Origin of the sequence: Rhodococcus opacus B4 (assembly GCF_000010805.1) — a bacterium.
GTDB lineage: Bacteria > Actinomycetota > Actinomycetes > Mycobacteriales > Mycobacteriaceae > Rhodococcus_F > Rhodococcus_F opacus_C.
In genome coordinates this window covers 7,427,514-7,441,180 of sequence record NC_012522.1, presented here as the reverse complement: position 1 = coordinate 7,441,180, position 13,667 = coordinate 7,427,514, and the positions used below count along the sequence as shown (strand labels likewise).

At 69.0% G+C, this 13,667-nt stretch carries 15 protein-coding genes; 7 read left to right on the top strand and 8 right to left on the bottom strand.

The window, feature by feature from the left end; all coding sequences use genetic code 11:
• Window positions 1-14: 14 nt before the first annotated feature.
• Window positions 15-1,274 carry a class I SAM-dependent RNA methyltransferase gene (locus tag ROP_RS33875; RefSeq protein ID WP_015890500.1) on the bottom strand — a complete coding sequence of 420 codons (1,260 nt, stop codon included), beginning with the start codon at window positions 1,272-1,274 and terminating at the stop codon, window positions 15-17.
• Window positions 1,275-1,287: 13 nt separating this feature from the next.
• Window positions 1,288-3,282, bottom strand: coding sequence for an APC family permease (locus tag ROP_RS33870; RefSeq protein WP_015890499.1), 1,995 nt, complete (start codon window positions 3,280-3,282; stop codon window positions 1,288-1,290).
• A gap of 162 nt (window positions 3,283-3,444) precedes the next feature.
• On the opposite strand from ROP_RS33870, the gene ROP_RS33865 reads away from it, so the two are divergent.
• Both ROP_RS33865 and ROP_RS33860 read left to right on the top strand, forming a co-directional pair.
• Window positions 3,445-4,110 carry a potassium channel family protein gene (locus ROP_RS33865; RefSeq protein WP_015890498.1) on the top strand — a complete coding sequence of 222 codons (666 nt, stop codon included), beginning with the start codon at window positions 3,445-3,447 and terminating at the stop codon, window positions 4,108-4,110.
• 64 nt (window positions 4,111-4,174) lie between these two features.
• On the top strand, window positions 4,175-4,834 hold the full coding sequence (locus ROP_RS33860; RefSeq protein WP_015890497.1) for a potassium channel family protein: 660 nt from the start codon (window positions 4,175-4,177) through the stop codon (window positions 4,832-4,834).
• 77 nt (window positions 4,835-4,911) lie between these two features.
• Here ROP_RS33860 and ROP_RS33855 read toward each other — a convergent pair whose 3' ends face one another.
• A complete protein-coding gene (locus ROP_RS33855; RefSeq protein WP_015890496.1) occupies window positions 4,912-5,592 on the bottom strand; it encodes a DUF3159 domain-containing protein in 681 nt (226 codons plus the stop codon).
• A 28-nt stretch (window positions 5,593-5,620) separates the two neighbouring features.
• A complete protein-coding gene (locus ROP_RS33850) occupies window positions 5,621-5,998 on the bottom strand; it encodes an OB-fold nucleic acid binding domain-containing protein (RefSeq protein WP_043825920.1) in 378 nt (125 codons plus the stop codon).
• A 136-nt stretch (window positions 5,999-6,134) separates the two neighbouring features.
• Between ROP_RS33850 and ROP_RS33845 the strand changes: the two genes are divergently transcribed.
• Complete coding sequence (locus ROP_RS33845) at window positions 6,135-6,848, top strand: alpha/beta fold hydrolase (RefSeq protein WP_015890494.1); 714 nt, start codon at window positions 6,135-6,137, stop codon at window positions 6,846-6,848.
• A 24-nt stretch (window positions 6,849-6,872) separates the two neighbouring features.
• On the opposite strand, the gene ROP_RS33840 is transcribed toward ROP_RS33845, so the two are convergent.
• Together ROP_RS33840 and dut are read right to left on the bottom strand one after the other, a co-directional pair.
• Window positions 6,873-7,712 carry a DUF3710 domain-containing protein gene (locus tag ROP_RS33840; RefSeq protein ID WP_015890493.1) on the bottom strand — a complete coding sequence of 280 codons (840 nt, stop codon included), beginning with the start codon at window positions 7,710-7,712 and terminating at the stop codon, window positions 6,873-6,875.
• A 2-nt stretch (window positions 7,713-7,714) separates the two neighbouring features.
• Window positions 7,715-8,236: a dUTP diphosphatase gene (gene dut / locus ROP_RS33835; RefSeq protein WP_193384878.1), complete on the bottom strand. Its 522-nt coding sequence runs from the start codon at window positions 8,234-8,236 to the stop codon at window positions 7,715-7,717.
• Between the two features lie 86 nt (window positions 8,237-8,322).
• On the opposite strand from dut, the gene ROP_RS33830 reads away from it, so the two are divergent.
• The gene (locus ROP_RS33830) at window positions 8,323-8,793 is read left to right on the top strand and encodes a DUF3093 domain-containing protein (RefSeq protein ID WP_043825915.1); all 471 of its coding nucleotides are present in this window, start codon (window positions 8,323-8,325) and stop codon (window positions 8,791-8,793) included.
• Window positions 8,794-8,839: 46 nt separating this feature from the next.
• Here ROP_RS33830 and ROP_RS33825 read toward each other — a convergent pair whose 3' ends face one another.
• Window positions 8,840-9,142, bottom strand: a complete 303-nt coding sequence (locus ROP_RS33825; RefSeq protein ID WP_005240850.1) for a DUF4193 domain-containing protein — start codon at window positions 9,140-9,142, stop codon at window positions 8,840-8,842.
• Window positions 9,143-9,623: 481 nt separating this feature from the next.
• Between ROP_RS33825 and cei the strand changes: the two genes are divergently transcribed.
• The gene (cei, locus tag ROP_RS33820) at window positions 9,624-10,313 is read left to right on the top strand and encodes an envelope integrity protein Cei (protein WP_015890490.1); all 690 of its coding nucleotides are present in this window, start codon (window positions 9,624-9,626) and stop codon (window positions 10,311-10,313) included.
• Between the two features lie 7 nt (window positions 10,314-10,320).
• Here cei and ROP_RS33815 read toward each other — a convergent pair whose 3' ends face one another.
• Complete coding sequence (locus ROP_RS33815; protein WP_015890489.1) at window positions 10,321-11,223, bottom strand: inositol monophosphatase family protein; 903 nt, start codon at window positions 11,221-11,223, stop codon at window positions 10,321-10,323.
• Window positions 11,224-11,403: 180 nt separating this feature from the next.
• On the opposite strand from ROP_RS33815, the gene ppgK reads away from it, so the two are divergent.
• Both ppgK and ROP_RS33805 read left to right on the top strand, forming a co-directional pair.
• Entirely contained in the window at window positions 11,404-12,156 is a 753-nt protein-coding gene (gene ppgK, locus ROP_RS33810) for a polyphosphate--glucose phosphotransferase (protein ID WP_015890488.1), read from the top strand.
• A gap of 121 nt (window positions 12,157-12,277) precedes the next feature.
• Complete coding sequence (locus ROP_RS33805; protein WP_015890487.1) at window positions 12,278-13,651, top strand: RNA polymerase sigma factor; 1,374 nt, start codon at window positions 12,278-12,280, stop codon at window positions 13,649-13,651.
• Window positions 13,652-13,667 lie beyond the last annotated feature (16 nt).

Here is a 13,667-nt window from a genome sequence, read left to right as displayed (position 1 = left end):
GGTAAAGAACTTCGTCAGCGCGTCAGCAACGCGATGCACTCCACGTGGTGGGTGAGCGGGAACGCATCGAACGCGCGCAACTCGTCGACATGATATCCCTGCCCGAGGTACAGGCCGATGTCGCGGGCGAACGACGCCGGGTCGCACCCCACGTGCACCACCCGTTCGGCGCCGGCGGCGGCCACCGCCTCGACCACCTCGCGCCCCGCACCCGCACGAGGCGGATCGAGCACCACGACCCGTGGCGGGGAGGTCAACCCGGCGATCGCGCGCTCGACCCGGTCGGCGTGGAAGCGCACCTGAGGGAGGTCGGCGAGCGCGGCCTTCCCGTCCGCCACGGCCTGGCGCGCGGACTCCACGGAATCGACGTGCCCCGCGCGGCCCGCGAGGGCCGCGGCGAACACCCCGACTCCCCCGTACAGGTCCCATGCCGTGTCACCCGCGGACAGCCCGGCCCATTCGGTGACCACCGCCGAGTACGCCTCGGCGGCCCCGCGATGCGCCTGCCAGAACCCGGTGGCCGCGAGTTCCCATTCGCGGTCGCGTACCCGCTCCACCGGGCGACCCGACCCCACGAGCACCCGTTCCGCGCGCGGCGCACCGCCGGCGGCCCGCCGCGCCATGGCACCCCGCCGCCCGGGACTCGTGCGGCCGGTCCGCGACACCTTCGGCGGCGCGATCTCGACCACGTGCCGCTCCCCCGCGCCGTCGAGAACGATCTGCACCTCGCTGCCGGGCTTCCAATCATGTTCGCCCACACCGTCGTAGGCGGCGGGCTCGATCTGCGGGCACACGAGGTCCGTGACGATCCCGGAACTGCGATGCCGGTGGTAGCCGGGACGGCCGTCCGGGTCGACGGCCAGCCGCACCCGGGTGCGCCAGCCGGTGCCGTCCCCGGTGCCGGGCAGTTCCTCGACCGCCACGTTCCGCTCCAACCGCGCCAGCCGCAGCAGTTGCTCCGACACGACCTGCGACTTCATGTCCCGCTGCAGATGCAGGCTCGCGTGCGAGAAGTCGCAGCAGCCCGCGCCGCCCGGGCCGGACACCGGGCACACCGGGGCGACCCGCTCCGGGGAGCCGTCGAGGATCTCGATCGCGTCGGCCCGGCAGTAGGACCCGCCGCGGTCCTCGGTGATCCGGGCGACCACCCGCTCGCCCGGCAGTCCGTGCCGGACGAAGACCACCCGGCCCTCGTGGCGGGCGACGACGAACCCGCCGTGCCCGGGATTTCCCAGCTGCAGTTCGAGGTCGCGGCCCGACCAGTTCTCACTCAACGCTTCTCGTCCGTCACTTGTCGTCGGGTTCGTAGCCGCGGCGCGAGGCCCCGGCCGTGTATTCGATGTTCAGTGTCTTCGCCTTCTCGGACGAGTTCAGTTGCCACGGAACACTGGTGACCATCACACCCGGCTGGAACAGCAGCCGGCTCTTGAGCCGCAGGGCACTCTGGTTGTGCAGGATCTGCTCCCACCAGTGCCCCACCACGTACTCGGGGATGAACACGGTGACGACGTCCCGCGGCGAGTCCTTCCGGACCCGGCGCACGTAGTCGAGGACCGGTTTGGTGATCTCCCGGTACGGCGACTCGACCACTTTCAGCGGTACCGCGATGTCGCTCTTCTCCCACTGCCGCACGAGCGCCCTCGTGTCGGGTTCGTCGACGTTGACCGTGATCGCCTCGAGTGTGTCCGGCCGTGTCGCCCGCGCGTAGGCGAGCGCGCGCATCGTCGGCATGTGCAGCTTGGAGACCAGGACGATGGAGTGTGTGCGGCTGGGCAGCACCCCGTCCCATTCCTGTTCCTCGAGTTCCCGCGCGACGCTGTCGTAATGCTTCCGGATCATCTTCATCACGACGAAGATCGCGACCATCGCCACGATCGCGATCCAGGCGCCTGCCGCGAACTTCGTGATGAGCACGATGATCAGCACGGCACCGGTCATGACGAGGCCGATGGAGTTGATCACCCGGGAGCGCTGCATCCGCCGCCGCTGAGCGGGATCGTTCTCGGACTTCAGGTGCCGGGTCCAGTGCCGGATCATGCCCGTCTGGCTGAGCACGAACGAGACGAACACACCGACGATGTACAGCTGGATCAGCTTGGTCACCTCGGCGCCGAACAGAACGACGAACGCGATCGCCGCCCCGGACAGGAACAGGATGCCGTTGCTGAACGCCAGGCGGTCGCCGCGGGTGTGCAGCTGGCGGGGCAGGTAGCGGTCCTGGGCGAGGATCGAGCCGAGCACGGGAAATCCGTTGAAGGCGGTGTTGGCGGCCAGCACCAGGATCAGGGCCGTCACGATGGCGATGAAGTAGAACCCGATGGGGAAACCGCCGAACACCGTCTCCGCGATCTGCGCGATCAGCGTCTTCTGGTGGTAGCCGGCCGGGGCGCCGATCAGCTGCTCGGCCGGGCTGTGCGCGTACACGATCCCGATCTTCTGGGCCAGGATGATGATGCCCATCAGCAACACGACGGCAATCGATCCGAGCAGCAGCAGCGTCGTCGCCGCATTGCGGGACTTGGGCTTCTGGAAAGCGGGGACACCGTTGCTGATCGCCTCGACACCGGTCAGTGCCGCACACCCGGAGGAGAAGGCCCGCGCGATCAGGAACGCGAACGCGATCCCGTACAGGTGGGAGTCCTCGGCCTCGAGCTCGAACCCGGACGATTCGGCGCGCAGGTCGTCGCCGAACACGTAGATCTGGACGAACCCCCACAGCAGCATCAGGGCCATTCCGGCGATGAACGCGTACGTCGGAATCGCGAAGGCGGCACCGGATTCGCGGATGCCACGCAAGTTGATGGCGGTCAGCAGGACGATGGCCGCGACCGCGAACAGCACCTTGTGCTGGGCCACGAACGGGACCGCCGAACCGATGTTGGACGCCGCCGAGGAGATGGACACCGCGACGGTGAGGACGTAGTCGACCAGCAGGGCGCTGCCGACGGTCAGGCCGGCGGTGGGACCGAGGTTGACGGTCGCGACCTCGTAGTCGCCGCCGCCCGACGGGTAGGCGTGCACGTTCTGCCGGTAGCTGGCGACCACGACCGCCATCACGGCGGCGACGGCGAGTCCGATCCAGGGGGTGTAGGCGTAGGCGGAGATGCCCGCCACCGACAGCACCAGGAAGATTTCCTCGGGGGCGTACGCCACCGACGACATCGCGTCGGACGCGAAGACGGGGAGGGCGATCCTCTTGGGAAGCAGCGTGTGCCCGAGCTTGTCGCTCCGGAACGGTCTGCCTAGCAGTAGCCGCTTTGTGGCGGTCGAGAGCTTTGACACTGCCAAAGCGTAAGCCGTCCGCAGAAAACCTGGACCCTCACCCACCAATGTGTCCGGATTGCGATCTCTGTCCTGGTTGCTCTTCCGTCCGGGCACTGTACGGTTCGATTCGGTACGCACGTACTCGACACGTGAAACCGGAGCCCAGAAACGGAGTACAAGGTGTATGTGGTCATCATGGGATGCGGCCGGGTCGGCTCATCCCTCGCCGGCTCGCTGACCCGGATCGGCCACGAGGTCGCGGTCATCGATCGCGATCCGGCCGCCTTCCTGCGTCTCGACCCCGACTTCCCCGGACACACCGTCGTCGGCATGGGTTTCGACCGTGACGTGCTGGTCAAGGCAGGTATCGAGCGCGCGGAGGCGTTCGCCGCGGTGTCGTCCGGTGACAACTCCAACATCATTTCCGCGCGGGTGGCCCGCGAGACGTTCGGCGTGGAACGCGTCGTCGCCCGGATCTACGACGCGAAGCGCGCCGCCGTGTACGAGCGGCTCGGGATCCCCACCGTCGCGACCGTCCCGTGGTCGACGGACCGGTTCCTGCACACCCTCACCCGCGACAGCCAGACCGCCAAGTGGCGCGACCCGTCCGGCACGGTCGCGGTCACCGAGTTGTCCCTGCACGAGGACTGGATCGGCAAGCCCGTCGCCGAACTGGAGGCGGCGACCAGCTCGCGGGTCGCGTTCATCATCCGCTTCGGCACCGGCGTCCTGCCCGACCGCAAGACGGTCTTCCAGGCCGACGACCAGGTGTACATCGCGGCTGTGTCGGGAACGGTGGCCGAGGCCGTGGCGCTCGCGGGCAATCCCCCGCCCTCGGACAATTGAGACGGCAGCGAGCTGAGACGGCAGTGAGAATGTTCACGATCGACCACCCGAACGGAAGCAATCGATGAGAGTCGCAATCGCAGGAGCCGGCGCAGTCGGACGCTCGATCGCGCGCGAACTGGTCCGCAGCGAACACGACGTCATGCTGATCGAGCGCAAACTCGAGCACGTCGAGCAGGAGTCGGTGCCCGAGGCGACCTGGGTCCACGCCGACGCGTGCGAGCTGAGCAGCCTCGAGGCGGCGTCCCTGGAAACCTACGAGGTCGTGATCGCGGCCACCGGTGACGACAAGGCCAACCTGGTCCTCAGCCTCCTCGCGAAGACCGAGTTCGGTGTCAGCCGCGTGGTCGCCCGCGTCAACGATCCGCGCAACGAGTGGTTGTTCGACGAGTCCTGGGGCGTCGACGTCGCCGTGTCCACCCCGCGGATGCTCGCCTCGCTGGTGGAGGAGGCGGTGTCGGTGGGCGATCTCGTGCGGCTGATGACGCTGCGTCAGGGGCAGGCCAACCTCGTCGAGGTCACGCTGCCCGACAACACACCACTGGCCGGGAAACCCGTCCGGAAACTGCAATTGCCCCGCGACGCTGCGCTGGTCACCATCCTCCGCGGCGGACGAGTCATCGTGCCGCAGCAGGACGATCCGCTCGAGGGTGGCGACGAACTGCTGTTCGTCGCCGCGGTGGACGTCGAGGACGACCTGCGCGCGGCGGTCGGGCTGTCGTAGGACCCCGGCGCGAACGGCGCCGAATTCGTCTCCGGCGCAACCGGTCAGCGCCCCGGCGGTCCCGGATCCGGAGCTCGTCAGGGGCGGCCGGGTTCCTCCCGGGGGCCGCCCGCTTCGGTGTCGTCCGTCGGTGCGCCCGTGTCCTCGGCCGGTCCCGGTTCGACGATCCGGTCTGCCCGGCGCACGGCCCAGATCGTCACCAGGAGAGCCAATCCGGCCAACGGCCAGCCCATCGCGATGCGGGCGAACGCGAGCCAGCCGGTCTGGTCCGAATCGTAGAGTTGCGACTGCACGAGGTACCGGGCCGCGAACACCAGCGCCCAGGCGGCGGTGGCCACGTCGTAGGCGCGCACCGCGCCGCGATGACGCCGCCAGAGGTTGCCGTGGCCGTTGAGGAAGCCCCAGATCAGGCCGACGAGCGGCCGGCGCACCAGAATCGAGACCAGGAAGACCGCCCCGTACGCGAGGCTCGTGTAGATGCCGAACAGGAAGTACCCCTTGGCATCGCCCGTGCGGTAGGCGATGAACGCGGAGATACCGACGCCGAAGAACCCGGACACCGCGGGCTGGATGGGGCTGCGGCGGACGAGACGCCACACGAGGATGGCGACGGCGACGCCGAGGGCCGCCCAGATCGCCGGGCCCAGACCCCACACACCGTTGACCGGAACGAAGACCAGGATCGGCAGGGTCGAATAGATCAGCCCGCTGATACCACCGAGCTGGTCGAGTATGGATTGCTGCTTCGTTTCGGTCACTCAACGAGAGTGCCACACGAGGCGGACCCTACGAGTCGCCGCGCAGCTCGTAATACGGGTTGAAGATCACCTTCTGGCCGTCGCGTTCACCGACCCGTCCACGCACGAGCAGGGTCTTCCCCGGCTCGATACCCGGAATCCGCCGCCGCCCGATCCACACCAACTTGATCTGTTCCGTGCCGTCGAAGAATTCCGCCTCGATGCTGGCGTTTCCGGACTTCGGACAGGCTTCGACGCTGCGGAGCCGTCCCAGCATGGTGACCTCTTCGCCGCGGCTGCAGTCGCAGGCACGTTGTGCGCCGGACGCCTGAGACGTCTCGGCCATTTCCTCGGCGTCCAGCTGCTCGAGGTCCTCGGTGAGCCTTCGAGTCAGCCGACGAAAATATCCTGCCGTGGCGGGTGCCATTGCGCGCTCCTGGAGCATGTGCGACGCGAGATCTTCGCGCCGCTCGTAGGGCTGTGTATTCGCCACTGTAGACCCATTGGTTCCCCGCAACCACACCACCGGAAGGCGGCTGTGACACACCAGGCAGGATCAACTCATGCCCTCCGATGACCGGCCGTCCGTGGCCGTCGTGCTCCCCGGTACGGGGTCCGATGCGGACTTCGTCGCCCGTGCCTTCACCGAGCCCCTGACCAGCCGTGAAGTGCTTACGGTCGCAGTCGAACCCGATCCCCGGCGGGTCGTCGGCAGCTATCTCGACGCGCTCGACGGCGCCGCCGCGCGGCACGGGCGAATCCTCGTCGGTGGGGTCTCGATCGGCGCCGCGGTGGCCTTGCAGTGGGCAGGATCACACCCCGATCGTGTCGCGGGGGTCCTCGCCGCGCTGCCCGCGTGGACCGGGACCGCCGCGGACGCCCCCGCCGCCGCCAGCGCCCGGTACACCGCCGCCCGGCTGCGGGCGGACGGCCTCGAACGGGTCACCGCCGACATGATCGCCTCCAGCCCGCCGTGGCTGGGCCGGGAACTGGCGAAATCCTGGCGATCCCAGTGGCCGCACCTGCCCGCGGCACTGGACGAGGCGTCGCAGTACCACGCGCCCGGTCTCGACGACCTCGCGCGCATCACGGCGCCGGTGGGCATCGCCGCCGCCACCGACGACGCCGTGCATCCCCTCGAGGTCGCCCGCACCTGGGCCGAACGACTACCGCACGCGGGTCTCGTCACGGTGACACTCGACGAGATCGGGGCCGACCCGGCGGTTCTCGGCTATGCCGGCCTCAGCGCGCTGGACTCGGTCCTGCACACGACCTGAGCGTCACCGTCCCCGTACGCGGGCTCAGCGGCCGAGTTGCTGCATCGCCGAACCCGATTCGCCGCGACGCTGCTGCGGCTGGGCCGGGGCCTGCGGCGGCTGCTGCTCGCCTTGCGGACCCGGCGCCGGCTGCGGAGCCTGCTGCTGCGGGGCGCCACCCTGCTGCTGCGCCAGCTGCTGCTGGTGGGCGGCGGCCAGCTGCTGGGCGAGAGCCTGGGGCAGCACCACCGGAAGCGGCGTTCGCACCGGGTTGGGCTCGTTTCCCCGCTTCACCACGGTGTCACGCAGGATCGCCCGGGCGGTCGCGACGAGTTCCGAGTCTGCCGTGTTGCCACCGCTCGGACCCGCGACCACGCAGCGCACCATCCACCGGTAGCCGTCGACGCCGATGAAGCGCAGGTCGGCGTTGGGGGTGACGGCGAACACCTCACGCCCCCACGGTCCGCTCTCGACGCTCACGGTCGCGTTGTCGTTGCGCAACGATTCGGCGAGGTCGCCCGCGACCTCCCGCCACTGGCCGGGAGACTTCGGGGCCGCGTACGCGGCCACCGTGATGCGTCCGTGCTGGGTGACGAGATGCACGGCCTGCGGCGAACCGTCGGGCGCCATCTCGACCTGCAACTGGGCGCCCTGCGGCATCGGAACGAGAACCGAACCGAGGTCGAGGCGGGTCCCGGCTTCGCCGACGGTGAGGTCGGCGCCCGACTCGAGGTCGTCGGCGTCGTACGGACCGCCGTCCACCTCGGTCACGGCATCGTAGTCGTCCTCGTAGTCCGCAGCGTCGGCGTCGTCGTCCGTCTCCGCACCCTCGAAGAAATCGGACCGGTCGGCCTCGGCTTCCGCCTTCTTACGACGTCCGAACATGATCAGGCTCCTTCACTGACATTGCCGACGAGGCTGGCGTGGCCTCCGCTCGACCCGTGTCCGTCGCTGCCGCGGGTGGTGCCGTCGAGGGACTCGACCTCGACGAACGACACCAGTTCGACCCGCTGCACGAGCAGCTGGGCGATCCGGTCGCCCCGCCGGATCTCGATCGGGGTCTCGAGGTCGTGATTGATCAGGCACACCTTGATCTCGCCCCGGTAGCCCGCGTCGATGGTGCCGGGGGTGTTGACCACCGACAATCCCGATTTGGCCGCCAGCCCGGATCGGGGGTGGATCAACCCGACGGTGCCGAGCGGCAACGCGACCGCGATGCCCGTTCCGACGAGGACGCGCCGCCCCGGCTCGATGGTCACATCGGTGGTGCTGCAGAGGTCGACACCTGCATCGCCGTCGTGCGCGCGCTGCGGAACCGGAATGCCCGGGTCCAGCCGCTGGAGGGCGACGGGCGGAATGGTGGGGGTCGCGGCGGGAGAATGGCCGGGAGATAGGTCGCTCACGTGCACCGAGCCTACTCTCAGGGACCGACTATCCTGGTTGCGTGTCAGAAACGTCCCGGCCCGAAGTCGCGCCCAACGATCACGCCTCCCCCGTGCTGTACTCCGAGCGCCTGTGGGTGCCCGTCTGGTGGTGGGCAGTGGGCCTGTTCGTCGCCGGGTTGCTCGCCGCGGAGGTGCACATGGGTGCGCCCGGTCTGCGTGCGTGGCTGCCGTACGTCCTGCTGCTGCCGCTGCCCGTGTGGGGGCTCGTCTGGCTCAGCCGCCTGCGCGTCGAGGTCGTCCGGGAACCGAGCGGTGTCCACCTGCGGGTCGGGCAGGCGCATCTGCCGGTGGACGTCATCGCGCGGGTCGCCGAGGTGCCGGGTTCGGCGAAGAGTGCGGCTCTCGGTCGCCAGCTCGACCCCGCCGCCTTCGTGCAACACCGGGTCTGGGTCAAGCCGATGGCATTGATCGTGCTCGACGACCCCGAGGACCCGACCCCCTACTGGTTGGTCAGCACACGCCGGCCCGCGGAATTGCTGGCCGCGCTCGACAGTGCCCGCTCCGAGGCGGACGGAGACTGATCGGACGGTGGGCCGCCCACCGTCCGCCTCTCGTACTCGCCGCCGCTCAGGCCGCGCAGTCCCTGCACACCAGCACTCCGCCCGCGTCACTGGCGAGCCGGCTGCGGTGGTGCACCAGGAAACAGCTCGAACACGTGAACTCGTCGGCCTGCTTCGGCACGACCCGCACCGAGAGTTCTTCACCGGACAGATCCGCGCCGGGCAGTTCGAACGACTCCGCGGTGTCGGACTCGTCGACGTCGACGACAGCCGACTGAGCCTCGTTGCGTCGCGCCTTCAGTTCCTCCAGCGAATCCTCCGAAACCTCGTCGGACTCTGTTCGCCGCGGTGCGTCGTAGTCAGTTGCCATGTCGCCTTCCCCTCATCTTCTTCCGTGTATCCCGGCCCGTGCGGCACGTCGAACCGATTGCCGGTCGACCGTCCACCCGAAAACCGCCTCGGCGCAGATCACACCCTGCGGCTGCGCAACGCCGCAGCGGATGGATACGTGCCCGGACACCAGGCTCCGGAAACATGATCTACGCCTCTTCTGTCATCTTCTGCCGACCCTCGTTCTGCATGCTTCGAACGACTGGGGCCGCCAGACAGTAGCCGAAGGACGTACAAAAGTCGTAACCGATTCGGCCGATCGCGCAAATTGTCTGCTAATCGTCACCAACACCACAGCAAGCTGTGACATTCCACAACGGGGACGGGTTCGGGGTTATGACGCCGCAGGGATCTAAGGTAGGTGCCGAACCTGCGCCACGACGTGTGGCCGGGGCCTGTATCGGTGCGCTGGACGGGCGAAACGCTCGCAGCGCAGTTCGTAGGAGAGGTCGAGGCACACTGTGGTTTCACTGATCACCGAAGGCAGCCCGCTCGACGACAAGGGTCGGCCATTCCGGCGGCGCCGTGCGATGCCGATCCTCGTGGTGTTCGCGGTCCTCGCCCTGCTCGGAGCCGTCGTGTGGATCGGCGTCCTCGGCGAGGACGAGGACCTCGCCGCGACGGTCGACTGCAATCTTCCGCAACCGGCCGCGCAGCCGGTCGATCCGGCCGCCCCGCCGCCGCAGCAGCTGGGCGAGAGGGTCGACGGTTCGACGTTGCGGGACGTGGAGCCCGCCGCGCTGTCTGCCACGAAGGTGCGCGTGTTCAACGCCAACGGCGAGCACGGCCAGGCGGCGCAGGTGGCCGCACAGCTGAGCGACTACGGGTTCGCGAGCGCACCCGACGTCCAGGCGGGCAACGACCCCATCTACGTCGACCAGAACATGCAGTGCCAGGGGCAGCTGCGGTTCGGCCCGAACGGCGCCGCCGCCGCCAGCGCGCTCTGGCTGGTGGCCCCGTGCGCCGAACTCATCCAGGACACCCGCACCGACGACACGGTCGACCTGGCCCTCGGAACCTATTTCCGCAAGATCTCGCCGAACGCCGACGCCGAGGAGGTTCTGCGGTCCCTGAAGGATCCGCCGCCCGGAACCCAGCCCGCACCTCTCGACATCGACCTCTTGAAGGCGGCGCGCACCGCCCGCTGCTGACCGCCGATCACCGCTCCGGGATCGGGGTGTCCGCCCCGATCTCGGCGAACAGGGCGTCCAGCGCGTCGGCGATGCCGGGGGCCGCGGCCACCACCACGTCCCCGTCCGCGCTGGACGAGTGCGGCGACGGGATCCGCACGCGGGCGCCCGCCTCGGTCGCGATCAGGGAGCCCGCCGCCCAGTCCCACGGGCTCAGCCCGTGTTCGAAGTGGGCGTCGGCCCGGCCGGCGGCGACCATGCACAGGTCCAGTGCCGCCGAGCCGATCCGGCGGATGTCCCGCACCCTCGGCAGGATCTCGGCGATGAGAGCGCCCTGAACCTTGCGCCGGGCCGCGCCGTAGCCGAATCCGGTGGCGAGCAACGCCATCGACACGTCGGTGACGGGGTTGCACCGCAATGCGCTGACCCGTCCGTCGGCGTCGGTGAGGGTCGCCCCGCCGCCGCGCGCCGCCGCGTACGTCGACCGGGCCGCCACGTCGACCACGACCCCGGCGACGGACACACCGTCGATCTGGGCCGCCACCGAGACGGCGTACGCGGGCACCCCGTACAGAAAGTTCACCGTGCCGTCGATCGGGTCGACGATCCAGCGCACCCCCGCGACGGAATCGCCCTCTCCCCCACCTTCTTCGCCGAGGATCGCGTCCTCCGGGCGAAGCTCCGCGAGGCGGTCGCGGATGACCTGCTCGCTCTCGGTGTCGACGACGGTGACCGGGTCGGTGGGAGTGCTCTTCGACGCCACGGCGTCGCCGGATTCCGCTCGCGTCCCGACGATTCCGAAAACCTCGGGCCGCCGCGCCCGGACGTGTGCGGCGGCCTCCTCGGCCACGGCGACGGCGACCTCGAGCAGTCGTCGGGGATCGGTGCCGGCGTGGCCGGGCGCGGTGTCTGAACTCTGGGGTGCGTGCACACACCCATCGGAACACACTTTCGCTGCCTCACACCACCGCTGGCGTTCCGCGCTTCCCCTCCGGCGCCACAGCGTCGTCAAGTGTCATCACCCACCGAACCCGCCTCGACGCACTAGTGTGACGGACAGTAGAAGCGCACCCGGAGATCACGTCGTCGTCGACACGGAGGAGCACACGCCATGGCCAAAACGGGGTTCGGTGTCGACGTCGGAGGCAGCGGCGTCAAGGGTGGCGTCGTCGATCTCGAGACCGGTGAGCTGATCGGCGACCGCATCAAGCTCCTCACCCCCCAGCCGTCCACCCCGGAGGCGGTCGCGAAGACCGTCGCGGAGATCATCCGCCAGGCAGGATGGGACGGACCGGTCGGTATCACGCTGCCGAGCGTCGTCACCGGCGGCGTCGCACGATCGGCCGCGAACATCGACAAGGGGTGGATCGGGACCGACGCGCGCGCGCTGTTCTCGGACGCACTCGGCGGCACGCGCGTCACCGTCCTCAACGACGCGGACGCGGCGGGGATGGCCGAGGACGCGCTCGGCGCGGGCAAGGACGCGAAGGGGGTCGTCATCCTCCTCACGTTCGGCACGGGCATCGGCTCGGCGATCCTCCACGACGGCGTGCTGCTCCCCAACACCGAGTTCGGGCACATGGAGGTCGACGGCAAGGAGGCCGAGCACCGGGCGGCGTCCTCCGTGAAGGAGAAGAAGGATCTGTCGTACAAGGAGTGGGCGGCCGAGGTCAGCCGCGTCCTCACCCGGTTCGAGAACCTCCTGTGGCCGGATCTGTTCATCGCCGGCGGCGGAATCAGCCGCAAACACGAGAAGTGGATCCCCCATCTGACCAACAGGACACCCGTCGTACCTGCTGCGCTGCTCAACACGGCGGGAATCGTCGGCGCTGCGCTCGCGGTCGAAACGGGCATCGCTCCGTAACTATTTCGGATGGGTCGTTACAATGGAAGAGCCCGGCTGCGCGCCGGCGAAACCAGTAGACCTCTCCGCCGGATGACCACTCTGGCGTGACGCCGCACGACACCGTCACGAAAGGGCGTACGTGGCAGCCACCGATACACGTCAGACTGCTGATTCGACTTCAGAGTCAGGGCCGGAAGCACCAGTCGCAGCGGCCGCCACCGGCACCGCTCCGGCAGCCGAGGCAGCTCCCGCGAAGAAGGCAGCGGCGAAGAAGGCCCCCGCCAAGAAGGCGGCAGCGAAGAAGGCCCCCGCCAAGAAGGCGGCAGCGAAGAAGGCGGGCGGCAAGAAGGCCACGGCCGGTAAGGGTGCGGACGGCGAGGACCTCGACGAGGATTCCGCCGACATGGACGACATCGACATCACCGAGGGCGACCTCGCCGAGGTCGAGTCCGATGTCGTGGAGGTCGTCGCGGTCGGCGAGGACGAGGAGACCGAGGAGCCGTCCGAGAAGGACAAGGCGTCCGGCGACTTCGTGTGGGACGAGGAGGAGTCCGAGGCGCTCCGCCAGGCCCGCAAGGATGCGGAGCTGACCGCGTCGGCAGACTCCGTCCGCGCCTACCTCAAGCAGATCGGCAAGGTCGCCCTCCTCAACGCCGAGGAGGAGGTCGAGCTCGCCAAGCGGATCGAGGCCGGGCTGTACGCGACCCAGATCATGCAGGAGCTGTCCGACTCCGGAGAGAAGCTCCCCGCTGCGCAGCGCCGGGACATGAGCTGGATCTGCCGCGACGGCAACCGCGCCAAGAACCACCTCCTCGAGGCCAACCTCCGCCTCGTCGTGTCGCTGGCCAAGCGCTACACCGGACGCGGCATGGCCTTCCTCGACCTGATTCAGGAAGGCAACCTGGGTCTCATCCGTGCCGTCGAGAAGTTCGACTACACCAAGGGCTACAAGTTCTCGACGTACGCCACGTGGTGGATCCGTCAGGCCATCACCCGCGCGATGGCCGACCAGGCCCGGACGATCCGCATCCCGGTGCACATGGTGGAGGTCATCAACAAGCTCGGCCGCATCCAGCGTGAACTCCTGCAGGACCTGGGTCGTGAGCCCACGCCCGAGGAGCTCGCCAAGGAAATGGACATCACGCCCGAGAAGGTGCTGGAGATCCAGCAGTACGCGCGTGAGCCCATCTCCCTCGACCAGACCATCGGCGACGAGGGCGACAGCCAGCTCGGCGACTTCATCGAGGACTCCGAGGCCGTCGTGGCCGTCGACGCCGTGTCCTTCACCCTGCTGCAGGACCAGCTCCAGTCGGTCCTCGAGACGCTCTCCGAGCGTGAAGCGGGCGTCGTGCGCCTGCGCTTCGGCCTGACCGACGGCCAGCCGCGCACGCTGGACGAGATCGGACAGGTCTACGGCGTCACGCGTGAGCGCATCCGCCAGATCGAGTCCAAGACCATGTCGAAGCTGCGCCACCCGTCGCGGTCGCAGGTGCTGCGCGACTACCTGGACTAGACGCACGGACTGCGAT